26 protein-coding genes are annotated in these 23,633 nt (G+C 68.6%); 22 read left to right on the top strand and 4 right to left on the bottom strand.

The window, feature by feature from the left end; translation table 11 throughout:
• Positions 1-120: 120 nt before the first annotated feature.
• From SNOV_RS05860 to SNOV_RS05775, 18 genes are all read left to right on the top strand, one after another.
• Complete coding sequence (locus tag SNOV_RS05860) at positions 121-432, top strand: PepSY domain-containing protein (RefSeq protein ID WP_013165994.1); 312 nt, start codon at positions 121-123, stop codon at positions 430-432.
• 162 nt (positions 433-594) lie between these two features.
• Complete coding sequence (locus SNOV_RS05855) at positions 595-945, top strand: hypothetical protein (protein ID WP_013165993.1); 351 nt, start codon at positions 595-597, stop codon at positions 943-945.
• 42 nt (positions 946-987) lie between these two features.
• The gene (locus SNOV_RS05850) at positions 988-1,458 is read left to right on the top strand and encodes a DUF2271 domain-containing protein (RefSeq protein ID WP_013165992.1); all 471 of its coding nucleotides are present in this window, start codon (positions 988-990) and stop codon (positions 1,456-1,458) included.
• A gap of 9 nt (positions 1,459-1,467) precedes the next feature.
• Positions 1,468-3,675 carry a PepSY domain-containing protein gene (locus tag SNOV_RS05845; protein ID WP_013165991.1) on the top strand — a complete coding sequence of 736 codons (2,208 nt, stop codon included), beginning with the start codon at positions 1,468-1,470 and terminating at the stop codon, positions 3,673-3,675.
• A complete protein-coding gene (locus SNOV_RS05840; RefSeq protein ID WP_013165990.1) occupies positions 3,656-4,630 on the top strand; it encodes an FAD:protein FMN transferase in 975 nt (324 codons plus the stop codon). The genes SNOV_RS05845 and SNOV_RS05840 overlap by 20 nt, the downstream gene beginning before the upstream one ends.
• The gene (locus SNOV_RS05835) at positions 4,627-4,881 is read left to right on the top strand and encodes a hypothetical protein (protein ID WP_041782024.1); all 255 of its coding nucleotides are present in this window, start codon (positions 4,627-4,629) and stop codon (positions 4,879-4,881) included. The genes SNOV_RS05840 and SNOV_RS05835 overlap by 4 nt, the downstream gene beginning before the upstream one ends.
• Complete coding sequence (locus SNOV_RS05830) at positions 4,878-5,579, top strand: VIT1/CCC1 transporter family protein (protein WP_013165988.1); 702 nt, start codon at positions 4,878-4,880, stop codon at positions 5,577-5,579. Before SNOV_RS05835 ends, SNOV_RS05830 begins: the two co-directional genes overlap by 4 nt.
• A 153-nt stretch (positions 5,580-5,732) precedes the next feature.
• Positions 5,733-7,088, top strand: coding sequence for a ferredoxin reductase family protein (locus tag SNOV_RS05825; protein WP_013165987.1), 1,356 nt, complete (start codon positions 5,733-5,735; stop codon positions 7,086-7,088).
• 193 nt (positions 7,089-7,281) lie between these two features.
• Positions 7,282-7,482, top strand: coding sequence for a periplasmic nitrate reductase, NapE protein (gene napE / locus SNOV_RS05820; protein ID WP_013165986.1), 201 nt, complete (start codon positions 7,282-7,284; stop codon positions 7,480-7,482).
• Between the two features lie 8 nt (positions 7,483-7,490).
• A complete protein-coding gene (gene napF / locus SNOV_RS05815; protein WP_013165985.1) occupies positions 7,491-8,003 on the top strand; it encodes a ferredoxin-type protein NapF in 513 nt (170 codons plus the stop codon).
• A complete protein-coding gene (locus SNOV_RS05810) occupies positions 7,996-8,259 on the top strand; it encodes a chaperone NapD (RefSeq protein ID WP_013165984.1) in 264 nt (87 codons plus the stop codon). Before napF ends, SNOV_RS05810 begins: the two co-directional genes overlap by 8 nt.
• Positions 8,256-10,751, top strand: coding sequence for a periplasmic nitrate reductase subunit alpha (gene napA / locus SNOV_RS05805; protein ID WP_013165983.1), 2,496 nt, complete (start codon positions 8,256-8,258; stop codon positions 10,749-10,751). Before SNOV_RS05810 ends, napA begins: the two co-directional genes overlap by 4 nt.
• Positions 10,724-11,224, top strand: coding sequence for a nitrate reductase cytochrome c-type subunit (locus SNOV_RS05800; protein WP_013165982.1), 501 nt, complete (start codon positions 10,724-10,726; stop codon positions 11,222-11,224). Before napA ends, SNOV_RS05800 begins: the two co-directional genes overlap by 28 nt.
• 9 nt (positions 11,225-11,233) lie before the next feature.
• Positions 11,234-11,938 carry a cytochrome c3 family protein gene (locus SNOV_RS05795; protein ID WP_013165981.1) on the top strand — a complete coding sequence of 235 codons (705 nt, stop codon included), beginning with the start codon at positions 11,234-11,236 and terminating at the stop codon, positions 11,936-11,938.
• Positions 11,939-12,167: 229 nt separating this feature from the next.
• Positions 12,168-12,620: a c-type cytochrome gene (locus SNOV_RS05790; RefSeq protein WP_013165980.1), complete on the top strand. Its 453-nt coding sequence runs from the start codon at positions 12,168-12,170 to the stop codon at positions 12,618-12,620.
• A gap of 12 nt (positions 12,621-12,632) precedes the next feature.
• Positions 12,633-13,982: a cbb3-type cytochrome c oxidase subunit I gene (locus SNOV_RS05785; protein ID WP_013165979.1), complete on the top strand. Its 1,350-nt coding sequence runs from the start codon at positions 12,633-12,635 to the stop codon at positions 13,980-13,982.
• Between the two features lie 71 nt (positions 13,983-14,053).
• Positions 14,054-14,878 (top strand): CbbQ/NirQ/NorQ/GpvN family protein, encoded by an 825-nt coding sequence (locus tag SNOV_RS05780; protein ID WP_013165978.1) that lies wholly within the window; start codon positions 14,054-14,056, stop codon positions 14,876-14,878.
• A gap of 10 nt (positions 14,879-14,888) precedes the next feature.
• A complete protein-coding gene (locus SNOV_RS05775; protein WP_013165977.1) occupies positions 14,889-16,799 on the top strand; it encodes a nitric oxide reductase activation protein NorD in 1,911 nt (636 codons plus the stop codon).
• 12 nt (positions 16,800-16,811) lie between these two features.
• On the opposite strand, the gene SNOV_RS05770 is transcribed toward SNOV_RS05775, so the two are convergent.
• Both SNOV_RS05770 and hemN read right to left on the bottom strand, forming a co-directional pair.
• The gene (locus SNOV_RS05770) at positions 16,812-17,990 is read right to left on the bottom strand and encodes an NnrS family protein (RefSeq protein ID WP_013165976.1); all 1,179 of its coding nucleotides are present in this window, start codon (positions 17,988-17,990) and stop codon (positions 16,812-16,814) included.
• A 74-nt stretch (positions 17,991-18,064) separates the two neighbouring features.
• Positions 18,065-19,429 (bottom strand): oxygen-independent coproporphyrinogen III oxidase, encoded by a 1,365-nt coding sequence (gene hemN / locus SNOV_RS05765; RefSeq protein ID WP_013165975.1) that lies wholly within the window; start codon positions 19,427-19,429, stop codon positions 18,065-18,067.
• 151 nt (positions 19,430-19,580) lie between these two features.
• Here hemN and SNOV_RS05760 point away from each other — a divergent pair, with 151 nt between their 5' ends.
• A complete protein-coding gene (locus SNOV_RS05760) occupies positions 19,581-19,802 on the top strand; it encodes a DUF1858 domain-containing protein (RefSeq protein WP_013165974.1) in 222 nt (73 codons plus the stop codon).
• Between the two features lie 101 nt (positions 19,803-19,903).
• Here the strand turns inward: SNOV_RS05760 and SNOV_RS05755 are convergent, their stop codons facing one another.
• Both SNOV_RS05755 and SNOV_RS05750 read right to left on the bottom strand, forming a co-directional pair.
• The gene (locus SNOV_RS05755) at positions 19,904-20,260 is read right to left on the bottom strand and encodes a DUF2249 domain-containing protein (RefSeq protein ID WP_013165973.1); all 357 of its coding nucleotides are present in this window, start codon (positions 20,258-20,260) and stop codon (positions 19,904-19,906) included.
• 80 nt (positions 20,261-20,340) lie between these two features.
• Complete coding sequence (locus SNOV_RS05750; protein ID WP_041782021.1) at positions 20,341-21,036, bottom strand: Crp/Fnr family transcriptional regulator; 696 nt, start codon at positions 21,034-21,036, stop codon at positions 20,341-20,343.
• A 209-nt stretch (positions 21,037-21,245) separates the two neighbouring features.
• Between SNOV_RS05750 and nirK the strand changes: the two genes are divergently transcribed.
• From nirK to SNOV_RS05735, 3 genes are read left to right on the top strand one after another with little or no spacing between them, the layout of a single operon-like run.
• Entirely contained in the window at positions 21,246-22,370 is a 1,125-nt protein-coding gene (gene nirK, locus SNOV_RS05745) for a copper-containing nitrite reductase (protein ID WP_013165971.1), read from the top strand.
• 60 nt (positions 22,371-22,430) lie between these two features.
• Complete coding sequence (locus tag SNOV_RS05740) at positions 22,431-23,255, top strand: SUMF1/EgtB/PvdO family nonheme iron enzyme (RefSeq protein ID WP_013165970.1); 825 nt, start codon at positions 22,431-22,433, stop codon at positions 23,253-23,255.
• A 7-nt stretch (positions 23,256-23,262) separates the two neighbouring features.
• The gene (locus tag SNOV_RS05735; protein WP_013165969.1) at positions 23,263-23,631 is read left to right on the top strand and encodes a hypothetical protein; all 369 of its coding nucleotides are present in this window, start codon (positions 23,263-23,265) and stop codon (positions 23,629-23,631) included.
• Positions 23,632-23,633 lie beyond the last annotated feature (2 nt).

Here is a 23,633-nt window from a genome sequence, read left to right as displayed (position 1 = left end):
TGCCTTCCTTGACGGTGCTTCCTGACACCGCGCTTACGCAGATCGCAAGCGAGCTTCAGGATGCCGTCAGCTTCGCCCACCAGGCTTGTCGCAGATCAAGGTGGAAAGGAGTTCCGGCCCGTGCGGCTCGCCCTGACAATTCTCGCATGTATCGCGGTCCTCCCGGTGGGGCAGGCGCTCGCCGACGACGACTGCTTCGCGCCGATGGCGGACTGGAAGCCGAAGGAGGCCGTCGCCGCCCTCGCCACCCGCAACGGCTGGACGGTGCGCCGGATCAAGATCGACGACGGCTGCTACGAGATCGACGGCACGGACGCCGAAGGCCAGCGGATCGAGGTGACGGTCCATCCCTCCACCCTCGACGTCATCGAGATCGAGCGCAAGGACGGCACCGGCCGCCGCCGCGACGAGGAAGATCGCGGCGGCGATTGAGCTGCACCGTCGGGCCGGACCAGAAACTGAGGCCAACCGGCCCCGTCTCTCGGCGGGGCCTTTCGATTCCTGACGGCAGGCTGAAGCAGAAAATCCGTTTGCGTCAGGAACGGATCAGGCAGGGCGCCCAGAACGGTTCCAGCAGAGAAAGGAGACCCTGCCATGAGAAAGACCCTTGCCATCCTCTTCGCCTCGACCGCCCTGACCGCCGGGATCGGCTTTCCCGCGTGGAGCGCGATGCACGAGGCCGCCCGCTTCGAAGGGCTGCGTGACGCCGTCCTGGATGCCGGCCGGGATCTCGGCGTGGTGCTGGCCGGCGACGACGGGGACGACGACCGCGACCATGGACGCCAGTTCCGGCGCGGGGACGATGACGACGAAGACGACGAGGACGATGACGACGACGATACCCGCGGCGGCAGCGTCTCCGCGCCGGCGCCGGCGGGCAGCGTCGCTCCCCCGAACAACGGCCTCTTCGGCAATGGCACGGCGCCCAAGGCCCAGATGAACTGAGCCGACCGCCCTTCATCCATGCCAGATCGAGAGAACCCGACGATGAGAAGCATCCTCGCCGCCCTGGCGGTGACCACGGCGCTCACGCTTCCCGGCATCGCCATGGCGCGGCCGGTGACCCTGACCACGACGCTGAAGAACTATGGCGGCAACGGCGCCTACCTCGCCATCTACGTCACCGACCCGAAGGGGGCCTATGCCGGCAGCCTGTGGATGGCCGGAACCAAGTCCAAATACTACGGGCACCTGTCCGACTGGTATCGCGCGACCGGCGGCAACACCGCCGAGATCAACGGCATCACCGGGGCGAGCGTCGGGGCGGGCCGCCGGTTGGCGATCACCCTCGATCTCGCCGATGCGCTCTTCGACGCCGGTTACACGCTCCATGTCGATGCGGCGGTCGAGGACATGCGCGACAGCCCCAATGAGATCGCCGTGCCGCTGACCGCGAAGGGCGCGGGACAGCCCGTCCAGGGCCGCCGCTACATCGCGAATTTCAGCTACGGCATGTAGGGGGCGAGCATGATCCGCGCCCTCCATCGCTGGCCGGGCCTGCTGGCCCTGGCCCTGGTGACGCTGCTCGCGGTGAGCGGCGCGGCGCTGTCCGTCTTCCCGGCGGCGGAACGGATCGCCGCGCCGCAGGCGGCGGAGGCCATGAGCGTGGCCGACCTCGCCACGCGGATACGGTCCGCCCATCCGGGGGTCGAGCAGATCAGACGCTCCCCCTCCGGGCGCATCACCGCCTTTTGGTTCGACGGCGGCACGCCGGGCTCCGCGGTCATCGACCCGGCGACCGGAGCCGACGTAGCTTCGGCCGATCCCAACGCATTCCAGCGCTGGCTCACCAATCTGCACCGCTCGCTGTTCCTGGATGATGCCGGCCGCATCGTCATGGCGGCGGGGGCGGCGGCGATGCTTGTCCTCGCGGTCTCCGGCTGCGTGCTGGTCGCGCGGCGCGCGGGCGGATGGAGACGCTGGTTTGCGCGGCTGCGCGGGCCCTTGGCGGGGCGCGTCCATGTCGAGCTTGCGCGAGCCGCCGTGCTCGGCCTTCTCATGTCGTCGGCCACGGCCCTCTGGATGACCGCCTCGACCTTCGGCTTCCTTCCCGACGAGGGAGCCCCTCCGGAACCGCCTTCCGCGGTGAGCGGGAGGGCTGGCGCCCCGCTGGCCTCCATGCCGCTGCTCGCCGCGACGCCCGTCTCGAGCCTGCGTGAGCTGAGCTTCCCCTATCCCGACGACGCCACCGACGTCTTCACCCTCAGGACCGACGAGGGGGCGGGTTATATCGACCAGGGCACCGGGGCGACCCTCGCCTGGGTGGGGCTCAGCGGCTGGGAGCGGGTCTCGGAGACCGTCTACATGCTCCACACCGGGCAGGGCGCCCCGCTTCTCGGCCTGCTGCTCGGGCTCACGGCGCTCGCCGTCCCGGCGATGGGCATAACGGGCCTCTCCATCTGGCTGGCGGGTCGCGCCCGTCGTCCCGGGATCCGCGACAACGCCGCGCCGGGCCGCGCGGAGACGATCATCCTCGTCGGCAGCGAGGGTGGCAGCAGCTGGGGATTTGCCGCGACGCTGCACGCGGCGCTGACCCGCGTCGGGCAGCACGTCCACACCACGCCAATGTCGGCATTCGATCCCGCCCACTTTTCCGGGGCCCAGCGCTACCTCGTGCTGGCCGCAACCTATGGCGATGGCAACGCTCCCGCTTCGGCGAAAGGGTTCCTTGACCGCCTGGCCGGGCTTTCCACGGTACCTGAGGCGCCGGTGGCGGTGCTGGGCTTCGGCGACCGGAGCTTTCCGGCCTTCTGCGCCTACGCCAAGTCGGTTGTCGCCGCGGCGGAAGCCAAGGGCTGGCGGCTCCTGCTCCCCTTCGAGACGGTGGACCGCCAGTCGCCGCAGGAATTTGCACGCTGGGGCCACGCGCTCGGCGAGGCGCTCGGCATCGCGCTGGAGCTCGACCACCAGCCCATCCGGCCAGAGACAAGCGCGCTCACGCTGGTATCGCGCCGCGACTACGGCCACGACGTCCAGGCCCCGACCGCCATACTGCGCTTCGCGCTGCCGCGCCTCTCCATGTGGCAGCGCCTGACGGGGCAGGGATTTGCCCGCTTCGAGGCCGGGGACCTCATCGGCATCGTGCCGGAAGGATCGCCCATACCTCGCTTCTATTCGCTCGCCTCGGGCCGCCGGGACGGCTTCGTGGAGATCGTGGTGCGCCGGCATGTCGGCGGCCTCTGCTCGAGCGCGCTCACGACGCTGGAGCCCGGCGGGACGGTCGCCGCCTTCATCCGCCGCAATCCCGGCTTCCACGCGGCCCGCGACCGCACGCCCCTGATCCTGATCGGCGCCGGCACCGGCGTCGGACCGCTTGCCGGCTTCATCCGCGCCAACGGATCGCGACGCCCGATCCACCTGTTCTTCGGCATGCGGCATCCCGACAGCGACTTCCTCTATCGCGAGGAACTGGAAGATTGGGCGGCCGGGGGCCGGCTCCGCCATCTGTCCACGGCGATCTCGCGCGGAGCGCGGCCGCGTTATGTCCAGGATGCGCTGATCGCCGAACAGCTCGAGGTCGTGCGCGCGATCCGGGATGGCGCGCATGTCATGGTCTGTGGCGGGCGACAGATGGCGGCAGGGGTCGCCGAGGCGATGACACGGATGCTGGAACCGCTCGGCCTGTCGCACCAGCTTCTCAAGGCTGAGGGACGCTATGTCGAAGATGTCTACTGATCTCGCGCGGTACGCCCTCAACGGCCCGACAATGGGGACGCGCTGGTCCGTGCTCTTCCATGCTCCCTCCGGCTTCGATGCCGGCGTCGTTCAGGTGGATCTGCAGGCGGCGATGGACGAGGTCGATACGCAGATGTCTACATGGAGGCCCGACAGCGAGCTGATGCGTCTGAATGGGACTCCGGCGGGCGAATGGGTGAGCGTTCCGGCACCTCTTCTGGATGTGCTCCGGCTGGGGCTGGCGATCGGTCGCGCCTCGGGCGGCGCGTTCGACATCGGCATGGGAGACGCGGTCACCGCGTGGGGCTTCGGCGCCGAGGAGGCCAGCCCGGACCGCATCCGCAGCGCGATGGAGGCTCGGCGCGTGCCGGCCCATGACGCGCTCGAGATCGACGGAACCAGGGTCCGCAAGCGCGTGCCGATCACGCTTGACCTCAACGGCATCGCCAAGGGATATGGCGTGGACCGCCTCGCCGGGATACTTGGCGTCGCCGGCATCCGCGACGGGCTTGTGGGGATCGACGGCGAGATGCGCGCCATGGGCCTGAGACCCGACGGCGAGGCCTGGACGGTCGCGGTGGAGCAGCCGGACCCGGAGCGCCGCGCCCCGCATTCACTCCTGTCGCTCCAGGATTGCGCCGTCGCCACCTCCGGCGACTATCGCCACTGGACCGACGTGCAGGGCCGGCGCCTCTCCCACACCATGGATCCCGCCCGCGGTGCCCCGCTTGCGCAATCCCCAGCCTCGGTCACCGTACTCGCGCCGACATGCGCGGAGGCCGACGCCTGGGCGACGGCGCTCATGGTGCTCGGCGCCGGCAAGGGGGGCGAACTCGCCCGGCGGGCGGGGATCGATGCCCTGTTCCTGCTTCGCAGCACCTGTGGCATCCGTAGCTGCGGGATCGGACGCCTCTTCGGGGACGCAACGACGGCGGTTCGGGCGTGGGAAGGTTGAACGCGGTGAAGCCTTCGAACGGGGACAGGCTGAAGATCGCGCTGCTGCTGGTAGGGTTCGGCGGCCTCGCGACCGGCCTCATCCTCCATATCGCGGGAAGGCCGGATCTCGCGCAGACCGTCTGCTTCGCGGGCGTCATTCCCGTCCTGGCCGCGCTTCTGGTGGAAATCCTGCGCGGCCTGGATACGCCGCCATCTGCATCGGCTCCCGTCATCACTCAAACCAGCCTTCCAGGAGTGCATCCGAAATGAGCCGTCTCTCGCATTCGGAAATCCACATGGTCCACCGGATCGGCTGGCTCCGCGCCGCGGTGCTCGGCGCGAATGACGGGATCGTCTCGACGTCGAGCCTCGTCGTCGGCGTCGCGGCGGCCGGATCGGGATCGACCGAGATCCTGATCGCGGGGCTGGCCGGCCTCGTGGCAGGTGCGATGTCGATGGCCGCCGGGGAATATGTCTCGGTCAGCTCCCAGACGGACGCCGAGAACGCCGACCTCGCTCGCGAGAGACGTGAACTCGCCGAGACGCCCGATGCGGAGCTGGAGGAACTGACGCAGATCTACGTCGACAGGGGGCTCGACCGCACGCTCGCGGAACAGGTCGCCGCGCAACTGACGGAACACGACGCGGTGGGAGCCCATGCGCGTGACGAACTCGGCATCTCCGAGACTGTCGCCGCCCGTCCGGTACAGGCGGCCATCGTCTCGGCGCTCACCTTTGCGGCGGGAGCCGTCGTGCCGGTGCTCGTCGCCCTGATGTCACCCGCCGAAAGGACGAGCGTCCTGGTCGCGGCCTCGACGCTGGTGGCGCTGGCCATCCTGGGCGGCCTCGGCGCCACCGCGGGAGGAGCCGGCGTGGTGCGCGGGGCCCTTCGCGTCACCTTCTGGGGTGCGCTGGCCATGGGCGTGACCGCCGCGGTCGGGATGATTTTCGGGGTCCAGGCCGGATAGCGAGCCTTCCGTCTACGACCTCGTCGTCCCTCTCGCGATCGCACCCCGCCTTGAGGCCGCTCAATGCGGCAAGCGGGGCGCCGGGTATCTGTTTCGCGAGCCTAGCCATTCGGATCGCGAGCAGCTTGGCGCGGAAGGAAGAAAGCCCGAGACATGCGACACATCAAGCTGGCCCTTTTCGCCCTCCTCGCCGTTCTCTCCGTGCTGTGGGTCGCGGCCGAGCCTGGGGTGTTCCAGTCGAGCGGCTTCTTCGCGGCAAGAGCGGCCGCCGTGCAATATACCGGCGTCCTCGCGATCGCGGCCATGAGCGTGGCGATGATGCTCGCGCTGCGCCCGCGCTGGCCCGAGCGCTGGATGGGCGGGCTGGACAAGATGTACCGCCTCCACAAATGGCTCGGCATCACCGCGCTCGTCGTCGCCATCATCCATTGGCTGTGGGCGCAGGGACCGAAATGGGCGGTGGGCTGGGGGTTTCTGGAACGGCCGGTGCGGAGCGGCGCTCGCCCGGCGCCTGCGGACCCGGTGGAGGCCCTGTTCTCAAGCCTGCGCGGCACTGCCGAGGGCGTCGGCGAATGGGCTTTCTACGCGGCAGTGGTGCTGATCGCGCTGGCGCTGATCCGCGCCTTTCCCTACCGCTGGTTCTACAAGACCCACCGCCTGCTCGCCGTCGCATATCTGGTACTGGCGTTCCACGCGGTGGTGCTGCTGAATTTCGCCGACTGGATGACGCCGCTCGGCGTCGCGACGGCTCTGCTTCTGGCCGGCGGCGCCTACGCGGCCGGGATCGTGCTGCTGCGCCGCGTGGGCGCCGCGCGACAGGTGAAGGGGCGGATCGCCGAATTCAGATACTATCCGGGCGTCAAAGCGCTCGAAACCATCATCGATGTGCCCCGCAGCTGGCCGGGGCATCGGCCGGGCCAGTTCGCCTTCGCCATGTCGGATGCGTCCGAAGGCGCGCATCCCTACACCATCGCCTCCGGCTGGCACCCGGATCATCCACGGATCACCTTCATCACCAAGGAGCTCGGCGACCACACCGGCCGGCTGCGCGAGAAGCTGCGCGCCGGACAGGAGGTGCAGGTGGAAGGCCCCTATGGCTGCTTCACCTTCGACGACGATTGCCGCCATCAGATCTGGATCGGCGGCGGCATCGGCATCACGCCGTTCGTCGCCCGGATGAAGCATATGGCCCTGCGCGGCGACGCGCCCGACTGGCCGGAAGGCCAGACGGCGGACCTGTTCCACGCCACCGCCGATGTGGACGAGGTCGCGCTGGCGAAGCTCGCGCGGGACGCGGGGGCGGCCAATGTGCGCCTGCATCTCCTGATCAGCGCCCGCGATGGCCGGCTCACCGGCACCCGCATCCGCGAGGAAGTGCCGGATTGGCGCGAGGCAAGCATCTGGTTCTGCGGCCCCGCCGGCTTCGGCGAAGCACTGCGACGGGACTTTGCGGCTCAGGGCTTTCCCGTCGAGGAACGCTTCCATCAGGAACTCTTCGACATGCGGTAAGCGCCAGTTCCGACCGAATCCCGCGACAAACTGCGGACATATGCATGGCCGACCTGCCGCCGCCTCCATTGTAGCGGCCGACGCGGGCTGTCCGACGGCAGCCTGGGCCACACGGATCGACATCGCCGCGGGTTCACGCTACTTTCTTATAAGAACTACAAACTGGCTTTGCTTGTGCGTATCGAGGCCGCCAATGGCTCCGAATACCTCCGAAGACCATGCTTTGGCCGGACACACGGTCCCGCCGCCCTCCCGGCGTGAGGAAATCCTCGCCTTCGTCGTGCTCGCCGTCCTCATCTGGCCGATCCTTGCCGTCGGTGTCGTCGGCGGCTACGGCTTCCTCGTCTGGATGTTCCAGCTGATCTACGGGCCGCCCGGCCCGCCGGCCCATTAGGTGATGCCATGGGCGGATCCGGGCTCGACCGGCGCACGTTCCTGAGCGGACGCTTCGCGACCGCGCATCCGGTGCCGCGGCCGCCGTGGAGCCGCGAGGCGGCTATCGTCTCGGCCTGTTCCGGCTGCGGCGCCTGCGTCGAGGCCTGCCCGCAATCGATCATCGCGTTGGACGACCGGCAGAAGCCGTTCGTCGATTTCAAAGCCGGCGAATGCACCTTCTGCGGAAGCTGCGCCGATGCCTGCCCGGAGCCGGTCTTCGACCGCACACTCACGCCGTTCCCACACATCGCGGTCATCAGGCACGCCTGCTTTGCCGGCCGCGGCATCGTCTGCGAGAGCTGCGGGGATGCGTGTCCTGAGGCGGCTATCCGTTTCCAGATGAGACTTGGTGGCCCTGCCCTGCCGAGTCTCGCCGCAGATCGATGCACCGGCTGCGGCGCCTGCATCGCCGCCTGCCCGGCCGACGCCATCGCCGTGAGCCTCGCCGATGCCGCCGTGATGGAGGCGGGCCATGGATGACGTCCGCCACATATCCAGCGCGGTGGTGATCGCCTTCCCGCATCGCTGCGCCGAGGTCGCGGCCCGGCTGGAGGCCCTGCCGGACACCGAGGTCCACTACGTCCAGGACGGCAAGATCGTGATCGTGCTGGAAGGCGCGAGCACGGGCGAGGTCGGCTCCCGGCTCGCCGCGATCGGGCTGATGGACGGTGTCCTCGCTGCCAACCTCGTTTTCGAACAGATCGACATCCAGGACGATCCCGGAGCTGTCCCATGAGCCCGTCACGCCGCGAAATCCTCAAGGCGCAGGCCGCTGGCGTCGCCGCGCTTGCCGCCAATATCAGCCTGCCGGCGGTCGCCCAGCCGGTGACCGGCGGCGTCGAGGCGCTGAAGATCCAATGGTCGAAGGCGCCCTGCCGCTTCTGCGGCACCGGCTGCGGTGTCATGGTCGGCGTCAAGGAGGGGCGCGTCGTCGCCACCCATGGCGACGTGCTCGCCGAGGTCAATCGCGGCCTCAACTGCGTGAAGGGCTATTTCCTCTCCAAGATCATGTATGGCGGCGACCGCCTCACCCAGCCGCTGCTGCGCAAGAAGAACGGCGCCTATGCCAAGGACGGCGAGTTCACGCCGGTGAGCTGGGACGAGGCGTTCGACGTCATGGCCGCCCAGGCCAAGCGCGTGCTGAAGGAGAAGGGGCCGACCGCCGTCGGCATGTTCGGCTCGGGGCAGTGGACCATCTGGGAAGGCTACACGGCCACCAAGCTGATGCGCGCCGGCCTGCGCTCTAACAATCTCGATCCCAATGCCCGCCACTGCATGGCGTCCGCCGCCTATGCCTTCATGCGCACCTTCGGCATGGACGAGCCGATGGGCTGCTATGACGACTTCGAGGCCACGGACGCCTTCGTGCTCTGGGGCTCGAACATGGCGGAGATGCATCCCATCCTGTGGACCCGCGTCGCCGACCGGCGCCTCGGCAATCCGCATGTGAAGGTGGCGGTGCTCTCCACCTTCACCAATCGCAGCTCGGACCTCGCGGATATCCCGATCGTCTTCAAGCCGGGCACCGATCTCGCCATCCTCAACTACATCGCCAACCACATCATCACGACGGGCCGCGTCAACAAGGACTTCGTCCGCGACCACGCGGCCTTCGTGCGCGGAGCGACGGAGATCGGCTACGGGCTGCGGGACGACGACCCGCGCGAGGTGGCGGCACGCAAGGCCAAGGACGTGGCGGCGACCGAGCCGATCGACTTCGATGCTTACGCCGCTTTCGTGAAGGACTACACGCTCGACAAAGTGTCCAAGCTCAGCGGCGTCGAGCCCGGCTTCCTGGAGCAGCTCGCCGAGCTCTATGCCGATCCGCAGCGCAAGGTGGTCTCGCTCTGGACCATGGGCTTCAACCAGCATGTGCGCGGCGTATGGGCGAACCAGCTCGTCTACAACCTGCATCTGCTGACGGGGAAGATCTCCGAGCCGGGCAACAGCCCGTTCTCGCTCACCGGCCAGCCCTCGGCCTGCGGCACGGCGCGCGAGGTCGGTACCTTCGCCCACCGGCTGCCGGCCGACATGGTCGTGACCAATCCGAAGCATCGCGAGCACGCCGAGGAGATCTGGCGCATCCCGCACGGCATCATCCCGGAGAAGCCCGGCTACCATGCGGTCCAGCAGGACCGCATGCTGCGCGACGGTAAGCTCAATTTCTACTGGATACAGGTCAACAACAACCTGCAGGCCTCGCCGAACAACACGCACGAGGCCTATCCCGGCTACCGCAACCCGGAGAACTTCGTCGTCGTCTCCGACGCCTATCCGACGGTGACCGCCATGGCCGCCGACCTGATCCTGCCGGCGGCGATGTGGGTGGAGAAGGAAGGTGCCTACGGCAATGCCGAGCGGCGCACCCATTTCTGGCAACAGCTGGTGCAGGCGCCCGGCGAGGCGCGCTCCGACCTCTGGCAGATGATGGAATTCTCCAAGCGCTTCACCACCGACGAGGTGTGGCCGGCGGAGATCCTCGACGCCAATCCGAACTATCGTGGCAAGAGCCTGTTCGAGGTGCTGTTCAAGAACGGTAACGTCGACCGTTTCCCGGTGAGCGAGCTCAATCCGGACTATGCCAATAACGAGGCCGCGGATTTCGGTTTCTACGTGCAGAAGGGGCTGTTCGAGGAATATGCCGCCTTCGGGCGCGGCCATGGCCACGACCTCGCGCCGTTCGACACCTATCACCAGGTACGCGGCCTGCGCTGGCCGGTGGTGGACGGCAAGGAGACCCGCTGGCGCTACCGCGAGGGGCTCGACCCCTATGTGAAGGCCGGCAAGGGCGTCGAGTTCTACGGCAATGCCGATGGACGGGCCAAGATCATCGCCGTGCCCTATGAGCCGCCGGCCGAGGTGCCGGACGCGGAATACGACTTCTGGCTGGTGACCGGCCGCGTGCTGGAGCACTGGCATTCCGGCTCCATGACCATGCGGGTGCCAGAGCTGTTCAAGGCCTTCCCCGGCGCGCGCTGCTTCATGCATGCCGAGGATGCGCGCAAGCGCGGGCTCAACCAGGGCGCCGAGGTCCGCGTCATCTCGCGGCGCGGCGAGATGCGGACGCGGATCGAGACCCGCGGGCGCAACCGCATGCCCGAGGGCGTGGTGTTCGTCCCGTGGTTCGACGCCAGCCAGCTCATCAACAAGACGACCCTCGACGCGACCGACCCCATCTCCAAGCAGACGGATTTCAAGAAATGCGCGGTCAAGATCGTCCCCGTCTGAACGCCTTGTCGCTCCTGCTGATCGCGTTTGCGGCCTGCGCCGGTTCCTCGCTCGCCGTGCTCGGCGCCCGCTCGCAGGAGACGGGGCCGGTCACGCTGGTGCCTCGGCTCACCGGGACCGCCGACCCGATGGCGCAGAACTCGATCCCGCCGCTCGACCGCCCGGTCGTCGACGACATGCGGCGGATGCGGAACTATCCCGAGCAGCCACCGATCATCCCGCATTCGATCGACGGCTATCAGCTCACGCTCAACGCCAATCGCTGCCTCGACTGCCACAAGCGCGAATTCACCGAGGGCTCGGGCGCGCCGATGATCAGCGTGACGCATTTCCAGGACCGCGACGGGCAGGTGCTCGCCGACGTTACGCCGCGCCGCTATTTCTGCACCGAGTGCCATGTCCAGCAGACCGACGCGCGGCCGCTGGTGCCGAACAACTTCGTCGACGCCGACGATGTCGGCCGCAACAAGTAGGCCGGCGCGATGGGGAAGCTGAAGGCTCTCATCCTCGCCGCCTGGCGCCTCGTGGTGCGCTTCTGGCAGATCATCAGCCGGCCGAGCGCCTATCTTCCGCTCGGCTTCCTGACCCTGGGCGGCTTTATCTGCGGCGTCATCTTCTGGGGCGGCTTCAACACCGCGCTGGAGATCACCAACACCGAGAAATTCTGCACCTCCTGCCACGAGATGCGCGACAACGTCTATCAGGAGCTGCAATCGACGGTGCACTTCACCAACCGCTCAGGAGTGCGCGCCACCTGCCCGGACTGCCATGTGCCGCATGAGTGGACCGACAAGATCGCCCGCAAGATGCAGGCCTCCAAGGAGGTTTGGGGCAAGATCTTCGGCACCATCTCGACCCGCGAGAAGTTCCTTGACATGCGGCTGACGCTCGCCAAGCACGAATGGGCGCGGCTCGAGGCGAACGATTCCCTGGAGTGCCGCAACTGTCACTCGTCGGTCGCCATGGATTTCACCAAGCAGACCCGCCGGGCGGCCGAGATCCATGGCCGCTATCTGCTCACGGGGCAGCGCACCTGCATCGACTGCCACAAGGGTATCGCCCACCAATTGCCGGACATGACCGGCGTGGAGCCGGGCTGGAAGGAAGCGCCGGAACTCCAGGGCAAGGACCAGTCCTCCCTTCATCTGGAACACGAGTTGCGGGCCTATACCGCCTCGCTGCCCTAGCCGTTCGGTTCAACGCTCAAAGGGAATATGAGGGCCGCGGCGCCGCCGCGGCCCTCGTCGCGAGCGCGCATGCGCTAATCCCCGCCCGGTAGCCGGCTTCGCCCTCTGCGCGGAAGTTTGTTCCCCGACAACGTTCGCCGCCTCGCCGCACCCTAGGAAGGGAGCAGCGCCGGCATCCGCACGGCCGAGGGAGACTCTCAATGTCCGCAAGCCACGGGGGCGCGGCCGCATGAGCGAACGCTTCACCAAATCCGCCGCCCGAAACGTCTTCTATGGCGGCTCCATCTTCTTCTTCGTGGTGTTCGTTGGCCTCACCGCCCAGAGCCACTGGCACATCGTCACCACGTCCACCGACGAGGCGACGCTTTCCGAAAGCGTCATCCGCGGCAAGCATGTGTGGGAGAAGAACTCCTGCATCAACTGCCACTCGATCCTCGGCGAGGGCGCCTATTTCGCGCCGGAGGTCGGCAATGTCTGGATCCGCTATGGCGGCAAGGACGACCCGCAGGCCGCGCGCGAAGGGCTGATCGCCTGGATGCGGTCGCAGCCCTCGGGCGTCGAGGGCCGGCGGCAGATGCCGCAGTTCCACCTGACCGACCAGGAGCTCAACGACCTCGTCGACTTCCTGGAATGGACGAGCCGCATCGACACCCAGAAGTGGCCTCCCAACGACGCCGGCTGAGCGAGGAAACCCATGAAATACGCAAGCCAACGCGTGGCGTACTGGTACTTCACCTGCGCCATGGTCCTGTTCGGGGTCCAGATCCTCGCCGGAGTGCTGGCCGGAACCGTCTACGTGCTGCCGAACGTGCTCTCCGAGCTGCTGCCCTTCAACATCATCCGAATGATCCACACCAACGCGCTGATCGTCTGGCTGCTGATGGGCTTCTTCGGCTGTGCCTATTACCTCGTGCCGGAGGAGGCCGAGCGCGACATCGAGAGCCCGCTCCTCGCCTATATCCAGCTCGGCCTCCTGATGTTCGGTGCGCTGTCGGCGGTCGCCGGCTACACGCTCGGCGTCCATGAGGGCCGCGAGTTCCTCGAGCAGCCGCTCTGGATCAAGGTCGCCATCGTCGTGGTCGCCCTGATCTTCCTCTACAACGTCTCCATGACCGTCCTGAAGGGACGCCGGACCGCGGTGACCAGCGTGCTGCTGCTCGGCCTGTGGGGCATCGCCCTGTTCTGGCTGTTCGCCTTCTATGCGCCGGCAAACCTCAGCCTCGACAAGCTCTACTGGTGGTACATCGTCCATCTCTGGGTCGAGGGCGTCTGGGAGCTGGTGATGGCTTCCGTGCTCGCCTTCCTGATGATCAAGACCACCGGCGTCGACCGCGAGGTGGTCGAGAAGTGGCTCTACTCGATCGTCGGCCTCGCCCTCTTCTCAGGGCTCCTCGGCACCGGCCACCACTACTACTGGATCGGTGCGCCCGGTTACTGGCAGTGGGTCGGCTCGGTGTTCTCGGCGCTGGAGATCGCTCCCTTCTTCGCCATGGTGATCTTCGCCTTCCGGATGGTGTTCAAGGGCCGCAAGGACCATCCCAACCGCGCCGCCGTGCTGTGGTCGCTCGGCTGCACCGTGGGCGCCTTCTTCGGCGCCGGGGTGTGGGGCTTCCTGCACACCCTGTCCTTCGTGAACTACTACACGCACGGCACCCAGCTCACGGCGGCGCACGGCCATCTCGCCTTCTTCGGCGCCTATGTGATGCTGAACCTCGCGCTGATCACCTATGCGATGCCGTATCTCAGGGGGAAGGCGCCCTATCACCAGGGGCTCAACATCCTGTCCTTCTGGCTGATGACCGGGGCGATGACGGTGATGACCTTCGCCCTCACCTTCGCCGGCGTCATCCAGGTCCATCTGCAGCGCGTGCTCGGCATGCCCTACATGGAGGTACAGGACCAGATCGCGCCCTTCTACTGGCTGCGGCTCGGATCGGGCGTGGTGGTCGGCATCTCGGCGATCCTGTTCCTCTGGTCGGTGTTCGGTCCGGTCCGCGAGCGCAAGGCCAGGCCCGCAAAGGTCGCGGTCCAGCCCGCGGAATGAACCGGGACCGGGCGGCGCCGTGCCGCCCGGCTTCCCCCGCCGATCCCACCCGAACATCCCGGAGGCCTTCGATGCCCGCCCTTTCCGACGCCGCTGCGAAGATGGCTCCCGCGCCGCTCGACCCGCTGCCCTTCTACGCGCCCTCCGGTGCGGAATGCGCACTGTTCGAGCACGCCTATCGCAACCAGCTCCCGGTGCTGCTCAAGGGGCCGACCGGCTGCGGCAAGACCCGCTTCGTCGCCCATATGGCGGCTTGGCTCGGCCGCCCGCTCTACACCGTCTCCTGCCATGACGACCTGACTGCCGCCGACCTCACCGGCCGCCATCTGCTCAAGGGCGGCGAGACCGTGTGGGTAGACGGGCCGCTGACCCGCGCTGTGCGCGAGGGAGCGATCGTCTATCTCGACGAGGTGGTCGAGGCCCGCAAGGACGTCACCGTGGTGCTGCACCCGGTCACCGACGACCGGCGCGTGCTGCCGCTGGAGCGCACCGGCGAGTTGCTGGAAGCGCCGGCCGAGTTCATGCTCGTCGCCTCCTACAATCCCGGCTACCAGAACGTGCTGAAGACGCTGAAGCCCTCCACCCGGCAGCGCTTCGTCTCGATCCAGTTCGACTTTCCCGACCCCGAGGCCGAGGCCGCGATCGTCGCCCGCGAGAGTGGGCTCGCAAGGGACCGCTGCGTCCCGTTGGTCCGCATCGCCAACGCGCTGCGCGACCTCAAGGGCCAGGACCTGGAGGAAGGCGCCTCGACCCGCCTCTTGGTCTATGCCGCGACGCTGATCCGCGACGGCGTGAAGCCGGAGATCGCCATCGAGGCGGCGCTGCTGCATCCGCTCAGCGACGATCCCGAGGTGCTGAAGGCGCTGGCCCGCATCGCCGACCTCGCCTTCGGCTGAGGAGGGCGCGATGTCGATCCTCGAGCCGGAAGAGTTCGTCGGCGAGCACTGGCACCGCCTGGTTGGCGGCGTCAGCACCTACAGGCGTCACCCTCGGGCGGCGGTGAGCCTCGCCACAATGCGGACGCGGCTCGGCGTCCTCTACCGGGCGCTGGGCGGCGATGGCGCAATCCGCATCGCCGAGAGCGCCCCCGTCGCCTCGCGCCACCGCCTCAGCCTCATCGAGCGGATCGGCCTCGGCACCGAGAAGATGAGCCTGCCGATCCTCGACGCGGCGACGCTTCGCCTGCCGGGGACGATCGACGTCTTTCCCGACCGGGCGAACAACGAGGCGCTCTACGAATGGCTCGCCGCCTGGTTCGCCCATGCCGTCCCGGTCGTGGAGGACGACGGCGATCCGCTCCGCAACGACCTGTGCCGCCTGCGGGCCGCGGTCGGGACCACGCGGGCGACGCTTACCGCCTGGCCGGGGCTCGGCCGGCACTACCAGCGCCTGCGCGAGGCGACGCTCGCCGTCCGGCCGGAGCGGTCGCTGCCGCCGCATGAGGCCAACCTTGAGGACGCGATCCGCGCCGTTCTCGGCGGGCGGCGCGACGTGACGAATCCCTATCTGCATGCCATCGAGGATCCCGCCTTCGACCTTTCCGACGTGAAGGCGCCGCGCGGCTATCGCACCTTCCTGCCGGTGCCCCTCTTCGGCGACATCCATGGCGGAGCCGCCGCCCCCTCCCCCGACGATGATGGCGAGGCCGAGGGCCGGTCCGTCTCCGTCGACGCGAAGCGCCGCCGCGCCGAGAGGCGGGAGACGGACCAGAGCGACCGCAGCGATCCGCTGTGCTTCCACCGCTTCGAGACCATCTTCGCCGTCGCGGAGATGGTGAACGTCAACCGCAAGGTCGACGACGATGACGAGGAAGGCGCCCGCCAGGCGGCCGACGACCTCGCCGAGCTGACCATCGGCGCGAATCGCCGCCGCTCCGCGGTGCGCCTCAAGATGGACCTCGACCTCGCTCCCGCCGAGGCGGATGGTGCGGCCCTCACGCAGGGCCTCACCTATCCGGAGTGGGACTGGAAGAAGGCGGCCTACCGCCCGGACCATTGCCGCGTATATGCCGGCCCCGCCGCCGAGCAGGGCGAGGACTGGGAGCCGGACGCGGCGATGCAGCGCCGTATCGCCGCCGTCCGCCGCCAGTTCGAGGCGCTGCGGCCGAAGCGGCTGGTGCTGCACGGCCAGCCCGACGGCGACGATCTCGACCTCTCCGCCCTGGTCCGCGCGGTCGCCGACCGCCACGCCGGTGGGATCGGCTCGGAGCGCGTCTTCACGGCAGCGCGCGCGCTGGAGCGGGACCTGTCCTTGGCCGTGCTGATGGACGTCTCGCTCTCGACCGACGCCTGGATCGGCGCGCACCGCGTGCTCGATGTCGAGAAGGGCGCGCTGCTGGCGCTGACGCACGGGCTCACCGCCTGCGGCGACGAGCACGCCATCTACACCTTCACCTCGCGCCGGCGCACCTCGGTGACGGTCTCGACCGTGAAGGGCTTCGAGGAGCCGCTGAATCCCGCCATCCTGCGCCGCATCATGGCGCTCAGCCCCGGGCAATATACCCGCATGGGCGCTGCCGTCCGGCACGTCGCCAAGGCGTTGGCCGAACGGCCGCAGCGGCATCGGCTGCTGCTTCTCCTCACCGACGGCAAGCCGAACGACATCGACTATTACGAGGGACGCTACGGCATCGAGGATACGCGGGCGGCGATCCGCGAGGCCCGCAAGCAGGGCCTCACCGTGTTCGGCGTGACCGTCGACGGCGAGGCGCGCGATTATTTCCCCTATCTGTTCGGCAAAGGCGGCTACGCCATCGTGCCGGATGCGGAGCGGCTGCCGACGGCGCTGCCGGCCATCTACCGCCAGCTCATCGGGTGATCCCCCGCCGGATCACGGCTTGTCCGGCGATCCGGTGACCTGGGCGGCGAGGAAGGCGGTCCAGGCCAGCGCCCAGAGCACCGCCGACATGGCCAGCAGCTCGACATAGCGGTCTGCCAGAATCGGCGCGGCCACCCTGGCCAGCGCCGCGAGATTCACAGCCATGAGGGCGAAGCCGCACAGCGATGCACTCGCCCGTGCCCCGGCGCCGCGCGTCGTGCTGAGGCGGGCCATGACCGCCATCGTCATCGTGCCTATCGCCCCCGCGGTGAAGACGTGCAGCGCCGCGTCCGGCGGGACGAGGGAAAGCGGCTCGGCGGCAAGCGCGGCGAGACCGGTGCCGGCGACGAGCCAGAGATATCCGGCATGGAGCGCGGCGACGTCGACCTGCCGGACCAGCCAGCCGCGCCAGCGCAGCAGCCGTATCGCCTGAAGCACGGCGGCGGCGCCCATCAGCACGGCCGCCGCCCGCGAGGTCGGCGCGGCGGCCCAGACGGCCAGCGCCGGGAAGATGGCGGCGAGCACGAAGACGTCGTAGCGGCCATAGGGCTCGGGCACCTTTTCGGCGCCGCGGGCGGCCAGTGCATTGCGGGTGAGGCTGGGAACCAGCCGCCCGCCCACGGCCGAGATCAGCAGCGCCGCGACGGCGACGCCGATGCGCGCCAGCAGGGCGGCGAGCTCGTGATCCCCGGCGACGAGGCGGTGCGCCACCGCGGCGAGCGCGAGCAAAGGGAACAGCATCAGCCCATGGCGGGACTGCTTGGGCGGCTTCACCCGCGCCTCGCGCAGCAGTGCCGCGGTGATGGCGAGGGGGAAGGCGGCGTCGGCGGCGAGCGCAACCGGCAAGGGCGCTACCAGCGGTACCACTCGTCCGGCGACCCACACCGCAAAGAGCAGCGCCAACGGCGTTCCCGAGGCTGGAAGCTTGCCGGACCAGTTCGGCGTGGCCGAGAGCAGGTAGCCGGCCATGACCGCCGGGAGGAAGCCGAACACCATCTCATGGGCGTGCCAGATCATGGCCGGCATGCCCCCGACCTCCGCGACCCCGGTCAGGAACAGGAAGACCCAGAGCGGCACGGAGGCGGCGGCGAGAGCGGACGCGCCGACGAAGAGCGGCCGGAACGAGGCGGCAAAGAGCCATCCGGCATTGGTGCGGGCGCGGCTGGCGGCGAGCGAGGGCGAGGGTGACATCGTCGATCCTTTCGGCGCGACGATGTCATGGCCGGCGTAGCCCGACTTTGCTCGGGCGCAAGCTTGCGAGAGCCTCACACCGCCGTCGAATGGCGGCCGCCGCGGCCGAGATAGGCGTCGAACTCGGCGGCGACGACGCGCGCGATCTCGTGGCGGTGCCGGCGGATCGCAACGCGGCTGCCGCGCACCTCCACCCATCCCGCATTGACGAGGGGCGCGAGCCTGCGGACATCGTCTTCGAAGCCATCGACGCTCGCGCCGTGCCGCGCTGCGACCTCGGCAAGGTCGACCTCGAAGGCGCAGAGCAGATCCTCGATGACCGCCGCCCGCAGAAGGTCGTCTCCCTCATAGGCCTTGCCGCGCACCGTCGGCAGCCGCCCTGATTCGATGGCCCGCCGCCAGCCGTGGTTGTCAGGAGCGTTCTGCGCGAAGCCCCAGGGCGTCCGGCTGATCGAGGAGGCGCCGATGCCGATCAGCGTGGTCGCGGCGTCGTCGGTATAGCCCTGGAAATTGCGGTGCAGCCTGCGTTCATCCTGCGCCAGCGTCAGCGCATCGTCCGGCAGCGCGAAGTGGTCGATGCCGATCTCGACATAGCCGCCACGCTCGAGGATCTCGCGCGCCAGCGCCGCCTGGCGGATGCGCTCCACGGCGTCCGGCAGCGCCGCCTCGTCGATCAGCCGCTGATGCGCCTTCATCCACGGCACATGGGCGTAGCCAAAGATGGCGAACCGGCTCGGCTCCAGCGCCAGCACCCGTTCGGCGGTGTCGCGGATGGTGTCGAGCGTCTGCAGCGGCAGGCCGTACATCAGGTCGGCATTGATGGCGGTGATGCCGGCGTTCCGCAGATGCGCGAAGGAAGCTTCCACCACCGGAAGCGGCTGGATGCGGGCGATCGCCTTCTGCACCGCGGCGTCGAGCGTCTGCACACCAAGGCTCGCCCGGTTGATGCCGAGGTCGGCGAGCCGCCGCGCGCCCTCCGCGGTCACATGGCGGGGATCGAGCTCGATCGCGTGCTCCATGTCGGGCCGGAAGCGGAAGCGATTGCCGAGGTCGCGCACCAGCGCCTCGAAGCAGTCCGGCGGCAGGATGTTCGGCGTGCCGCCGCCCCAATGGATGTGCGAAACCTCTACCGGCCCGAGCCGCTCGGCAAACAGGGCGATCTCGTCATGGATCGACGCGGCATAGGCGCGCACCGGGTCGTCGCGCAGTGCCGCCTTGGTGGTGCAGCCGCAATAATTGCAGATGGTCCGGCAGAACGGGACGTGCAGATAGAGTGAGATCGCCTCCCCGCGGTCCCGTACCTTCTCTAGCCAGCCGCCATAGGTCTCGGCCGTGACGGCCGGGGAGAAATGCGGGGCGGTCGGGTAGGAGGTGTAGCGCGGCACCATGCGGCGCGCGACGTCGATGAGGGAAGGCGTGGGGATGAAGGGCGCGTTCATGGGCTCAGCTTTCCGCCGACCGGCCTTGCGGGATGGAGCGGCCGTCCGGGTGCCGGCATCGATAGGCGGAGAAACGCCCGCCTTCGTTGCGGCGGAGCAAAGAAGACAGGATGCCGCAGGTCTAGGTTCCGCACGAGAAGGAGACCCGACCATGTCGACGGTCCTGACCGCCCCCATAACCGCCGAGACGATCCTCGACGACCTGATGAGCACCTACAAGGTGACGATCCCGCTGTTCATCCGCCGGAAGATGATGTGCATCGGCTGCCCGGTGGTGCGCCTGCACGACGTCCGCGAGGCCTGCCGCGAGCACGGCGTGCCACTCGACGAGTTCCTCCGGGAAGTGAACGCCGCCATCGCGCAAGGGGCGTGACGGCCACCGGTGACCGTCGGAAGCTTCCCTCAACATGACGCCGATCCTCCGGGTTGAAGGAGGACCGGCGTCGGTGCGGAAGTGGTGGGTGGCGCAGGCCGTCAGCCGCAGCCGCCGCTGGAGGAGCCGCAGGTGCAGCCCTCGTCATGGACGTGGACGTCGGCCGATGCCGGCGCCTGTGTCCGGCCGATCAGCACGCGCCACTCGTCAGGCCCCTGCCGGAGATAGTCCCAGGTGAACAGGCCGGGCACGATCTGGCGGAACTGATGCAGGAGGCCGAGCGGATCGTGATCGTTCACCAGCTCGAAGGCCTCGCCGGGTGCGAGGAGCTCGAACTGGCGGAAGATGAGAAGATGACGGTGCGGCCTCGCGAGAGGACGAACGTCGAGGGTGACCGGCTCGGCGACGGTCGGGTTTGCCGGTTCGGCGGGGATGATCGCTTCGGTGATCTGGGACATGTGCTCTCCTTCGCAAAGCTGCGCGGGAGAGCCCTACCGGGCCGGCGGCACCCGAACGTTGTTCCCGGACAAACTCCCTGTCACTCCGGCTTCTCCGCCAGCACGTGAAGCCCGTGCGCGTCCTTGACCACGACCTTCTTGCGGCCGCTGGCCACCAGCCCCTTGGATTCCCAGCCGGTCATCACCCGGCTGACCGTGTGGAGCGTGGTGCCGGTCATCTCGGCGAGATCCTGCCGCGTGACCGGGAAGTCGATGAGGATACCTTCCTCCGTCTTCCGGCCCGCCTGCCGCACCAGCCGCAGCAGCGCATGCGCGACGCGGCGCTCGACTTCCTCGGTCGAGAGCTCGCGGATCCGCGTATGGGCGTCCTGCAGGCGCTGCCCCACGGTCTGGAGCGCGTTCATGGCGAGCACCGGGCTGCGCGCGATGAAGGCCTCCCACTGGCTCGACGGCCAGGCAAGCGCCAGGCTTTCCACCACGGCGATGGCGGTGGCCGGAAAGTCGGGACGGCGCATCGCGCGGGCGATGCCGAATATGTCCCCCGGATTGACGTGCCGCACGACGACCTGCTGCCCGTCCGGCGTCGTCTGCACGACCTTCAGGCGGCCATGCAGCAGCGCGAAGAACTCGGTGGCGATCTCGCCCTGCGAGAAGGCGGCCTTTCCCTCGGGCAATTGCCGGATCGAGGCCATGGCGAGGACGGCGTCGAGATCCTCCTCCGACATGGACTGGAAGATGCTCAGATCCCGGATCAGCGAGCGGTCGAGCTTCTTCATAGGCATGGCGACGTTCCCGTTTCGCCGCGAGGGTAATCCGGAGGGGGCGTCGCATACAACCGACCGGCCGTTTGCCCCTGCGACGCCCTGCGTCACGGCCGCCGCCGACAACGTGATTCATCTTTGCCTTTTAGCAAAAAGGCCGGCGCGGATCGGGCGTCTATTCGTCGCAACGGCAAGCAAGTCATGCAAGAGGAAGGAACCTGGACATGTTTACCCGTCGTACCACTTTGCTCGGCGCTGCCATTGCCGCCCTTGTGGCGGCGGCGCCTTCTCTCGCCGAGGAGGGCCTCAGCCCGGCCCCCAAGGTTCTCGGCCAGGCGGACCAGACCGCCGGCCTCAAGCATGTCAAGGCGGAGCTCGTCGCGCCGCCCGCGGTCATGCAGCACCAGCAGGTGGACACCGGCGCGCCGAAGGTCGTCGAGTTCACCATGACGATCGAGGAGAAGAAGGTCGCCATCGACGAGGGCGTCACCCTCCAGGCGATGACCTTCAACGGCTCGATGCCGGGCCCGACCATGGTCGTCCACGAGGGCGACTATGTGCAGCTGACCCTCATCAATCCCGAAACCAACACGATGCCGCACAATATCGACTTCCACAGCGCGACGGGCGCGCTGGGCGGCGCGCAGCTCACTCTGGTGAACCCCGGCGAGCAGACGACGCTCCGCTTCAAGGCGACCCGCGCCGGCGCCTTCGTCTATCACTGCGCCCCTCCCGGCATGATCCCCTGGCACGTCGTCAGCGGCATGAGCGGCACCATCCTGGTGCTGCCGCGCGAGGGCCTGAAGGACGAGGCGGGCAACCCGGTCAAATATGACCGCGCCTACACGATCGGCGAGTTCGACCTCTACATCCCGAAGGACGAGAACGGGAAATACGTGGACTACGAGACCCCCGGCGAGGCCTATGCCGACACCGTCGAGGTGATGAAGGGCCTCGTTCCCACCCACGTCGTCTTCAACGGCCGCAAGGGCGCGCTGACGGGCGAGAACGCGATGACGGCGAAGGTCGGCGAGACCGTGCTGTTCATCCACAGCTCGGCCAACCGCGACACCCGCCCCCACCTGATCGGTGGCCATGGCGACCATGTCTGGGAGCGCGGCAAGTTCCACAATCCCCCCGCCAAGGACCTCGAGACATGGTTCGTGGCCGGCGGCAGCGCGGCAGTGGCAACCTACAAGTTCCTGCAGCCGGGCATCTACGCCTATGTGAACCACAACCTGATCGAGGCGGCCGAGCTCGGTGCCACTGCCCATGTGAAGGTCTCGGGCGAGTGGAGCGAGGACCTGATGAAGCAGGTCGCCGCGCCCGGGCCGATCGTCGGCCAGTGAGCCGGCCGACTGCGGCCCGGCCATTCCGGGCGAGCCGCCCCTCCTTCCGGGAGACTTAAGATGCGCAAGCGCCGCCTCGTCTTCCTCACGGTCCTCGGCCTCGCCGGCATGGCCGTGCTCCAGGGTTTCGCCCCGATGCCGGAGGATGGCAGCCTTGTCCGCATCGAGCGCGCCTCGGTGCGCTACCGCGAGCCGGGCGAGTTCATCGACGGGACGAGGCCGGTGAACGGCCCGATCGGCGAGATTGCTGCCAAGAAGCCCTTCGCCATCATGAAAGGACAGGTGACGCGCGGCGACTATGACCGCTGCGTCGCCGCGAAAGGCTGCAAGGCGCTCGACGGTGCGGGGGATTCCGCTCTTCCCGTCGTGGGGATCAGCTTCCACGATGCCGTCGCCTACGCCGAATGGCTGTCGCGCGAGACCGGGCAGAACTGGCGGCTCCCCACCGACCGCGAATGGGCGCTGGCCGCCGGCTCGCGCTACCGGGACGATGCCTATACCGAGATCAGCGACCCGGCGAACCCCTCGCGGCGCTGGATCGCGACCTATGACGCGGAAGCCGCTGCCGAGCAGGCGCTCGATCCCACGCCGAAGCCGGCCGGTGCGTTCGGCGCGAACGAGCACGGCCTGCTCGACCTCGCCGGCAATGTCTGGGAATGGACGAGCACCTGCTATGTCCGCCACCGGACCGATCCGGCGACAGGCGCCGCGACCGAGGTCGAGAATTGCGGTGTCCGCATCGCCGAGGGACGCCACCGGGCCTACATGACCGGCTTCTTCCGCGACCCCAAGGCAGGTGCCTGCTCGGTCGGCATCCCGCCGGCCAATCTCGGCATGCGGCTCGTCCGCGGCGAGGGCCGGCTGCGCGAGTGGTTCGGGCTCTGAGACGGCGATGGAAACCCCGGTCGCAACCCCTCCGACAGCCGACAGCGCGCTGCTCGAACGTCTCGCCCGCGTACTCCACGAGATGGGCCTGCCCTGCGCCTGCCAGGAAGAGGTCGAGCGGACGCTGGCCGCCTTCGCCGAATTCGAGGCCCGGCGCGCACGCCGCCGCCTGCTCGGCGCCGCGCGGGAGCGCGCGAGGCTGCTGCGCGGCTACGTGGCCTGTCTTCCGGACATCGACGGCGAAGCCTCCTCGAACCTCGCGCCCGAGGAGATCGCCGAGTTCGCCGACATGTTCCGGGTAATCGCCGCCGCAGCCGCGGAAGGGGCGGCCAGCCTCGAAATGCTCGCCGACAGCCCCTGCGAGACCCGCCAGTGACG

This window comes from Ancylobacter novellus DSM 506 (assembly GCF_000092925.1).
GTDB lineage: Bacteria > Pseudomonadota > Alphaproteobacteria > Rhizobiales > Xanthobacteraceae > Ancylobacter > Ancylobacter novellus.
This window is presented reverse-complemented; position numbering and strand designations above follow the sequence as displayed.

What these genes read in the sequence shown, in the direction of transcription:
- SNOV_RS05855 (WP_013165993.1), top strand. Translation starts at nt 595, where the DNA reads ATGAGAAAGACCCTTGCCATCCTCTTCGCCTCGACCGCCCTGACCGCC.
- SNOV_RS05850 (WP_013165992.1), top strand. Translation starts at nt 988, where the DNA reads ATGAGAAGCATCCTCGCCGCCCTGGCGGTGACCACGGCGCTCACGCTT.
- SNOV_RS05845 (WP_013165991.1), top strand. Translation starts at nt 1,468, where the DNA reads ATGATCCGCGCCCTCCATCGCTGGCCGGGCCTGCTGGCCCTGGCCCTG.
- SNOV_RS05840 (WP_013165990.1), top strand. Translation starts at nt 3,656, where the DNA reads ATGTCGAAGATGTCTACTGATCTCGCGCGGTACGCCCTCAACGGCCCG.
- SNOV_RS05830 (WP_013165988.1), top strand. Translation starts at nt 4,878, where the DNA reads ATGAGCCGTCTCTCGCATTCGGAAATCCACATGGTCCACCGGATCGGC.
- SNOV_RS05825 (WP_013165987.1), top strand. Translation starts at nt 5,733, where the DNA reads ATGCGACACATCAAGCTGGCCCTTTTCGCCCTCCTCGCCGTTCTCTCC.
- napE (WP_013165986.1), top strand. Translation starts at nt 7,282, where the DNA reads ATGGCTCCGAATACCTCCGAAGACCATGCTTTGGCCGGACACACGGTC.
- napF (WP_013165985.1), top strand. Translation starts at nt 7,491, where the DNA reads ATGGGCGGATCCGGGCTCGACCGGCGCACGTTCCTGAGCGGACGCTTC.
- SNOV_RS05810 (WP_013165984.1), top strand. Translation starts at nt 7,996, where the DNA reads ATGGATGACGTCCGCCACATATCCAGCGCGGTGGTGATCGCCTTCCCG.
- napA (WP_013165983.1), top strand. Translation starts at nt 8,256, where the DNA reads ATGAGCCCGTCACGCCGCGAAATCCTCAAGGCGCAGGCCGCTGGCGTC.
- SNOV_RS05800 (WP_013165982.1), top strand. Translation starts at nt 10,724, where the DNA reads ATGCGCGGTCAAGATCGTCCCCGTCTGAACGCCTTGTCGCTCCTGCTG.
- SNOV_RS05795 (WP_013165981.1), top strand. Translation starts at nt 11,234, where the DNA reads ATGGGGAAGCTGAAGGCTCTCATCCTCGCCGCCTGGCGCCTCGTGGTG.
- SNOV_RS05790 (WP_013165980.1), top strand. Translation starts at nt 12,168, where the DNA reads ATGAGCGAACGCTTCACCAAATCCGCCGCCCGAAACGTCTTCTATGGC.
- SNOV_RS05785 (WP_013165979.1), top strand. Translation starts at nt 12,633, where the DNA reads ATGAAATACGCAAGCCAACGCGTGGCGTACTGGTACTTCACCTGCGCC.
- SNOV_RS05780 (WP_013165978.1), top strand. Translation starts at nt 14,054, where the DNA reads ATGCCCGCCCTTTCCGACGCCGCTGCGAAGATGGCTCCCGCGCCGCTC.
- SNOV_RS05775 (WP_013165977.1), top strand. Translation starts at nt 14,889, where the DNA reads ATGTCGATCCTCGAGCCGGAAGAGTTCGTCGGCGAGCACTGGCACCGC.
- SNOV_RS05770 (WP_013165976.1), bottom strand. Translation starts at nt 17,990, where the DNA reads ATGTCACCCTCGCCCTCGCTCGCCGCCAGCCGCGCCCGCACCAATGCC.
- hemN (WP_013165975.1), bottom strand. Translation starts at nt 19,429, where the DNA reads ATGAACGCGCCCTTCATCCCCACGCCTTCCCTCATCGACGTCGCGCGC.
- SNOV_RS05760 (WP_013165974.1), top strand. Translation starts at nt 19,581, where the DNA reads ATGTCGACGGTCCTGACCGCCCCCATAACCGCCGAGACGATCCTCGAC.
- SNOV_RS05755 (WP_013165973.1), bottom strand. Translation starts at nt 20,260, where the DNA reads ATGTCCCAGATCACCGAAGCGATCATCCCCGCCGAACCGGCAAACCCG.
- SNOV_RS05750 (WP_041782021.1), bottom strand. Translation starts at nt 21,036, where the DNA reads ATGAAGAAGCTCGACCGCTCGCTGATCCGGGATCTGAGCATCTTCCAG.
- nirK (WP_013165971.1), top strand. Translation starts at nt 21,246, where the DNA reads ATGTTTACCCGTCGTACCACTTTGCTCGGCGCTGCCATTGCCGCCCTT.
- SNOV_RS05740 (WP_013165970.1), top strand. Translation starts at nt 22,431, where the DNA reads ATGCGCAAGCGCCGCCTCGTCTTCCTCACGGTCCTCGGCCTCGCCGGC.
- SNOV_RS05735 (WP_013165969.1), top strand. Translation starts at nt 23,263, where the DNA reads ATGGAAACCCCGGTCGCAACCCCTCCGACAGCCGACAGCGCGCTGCTC.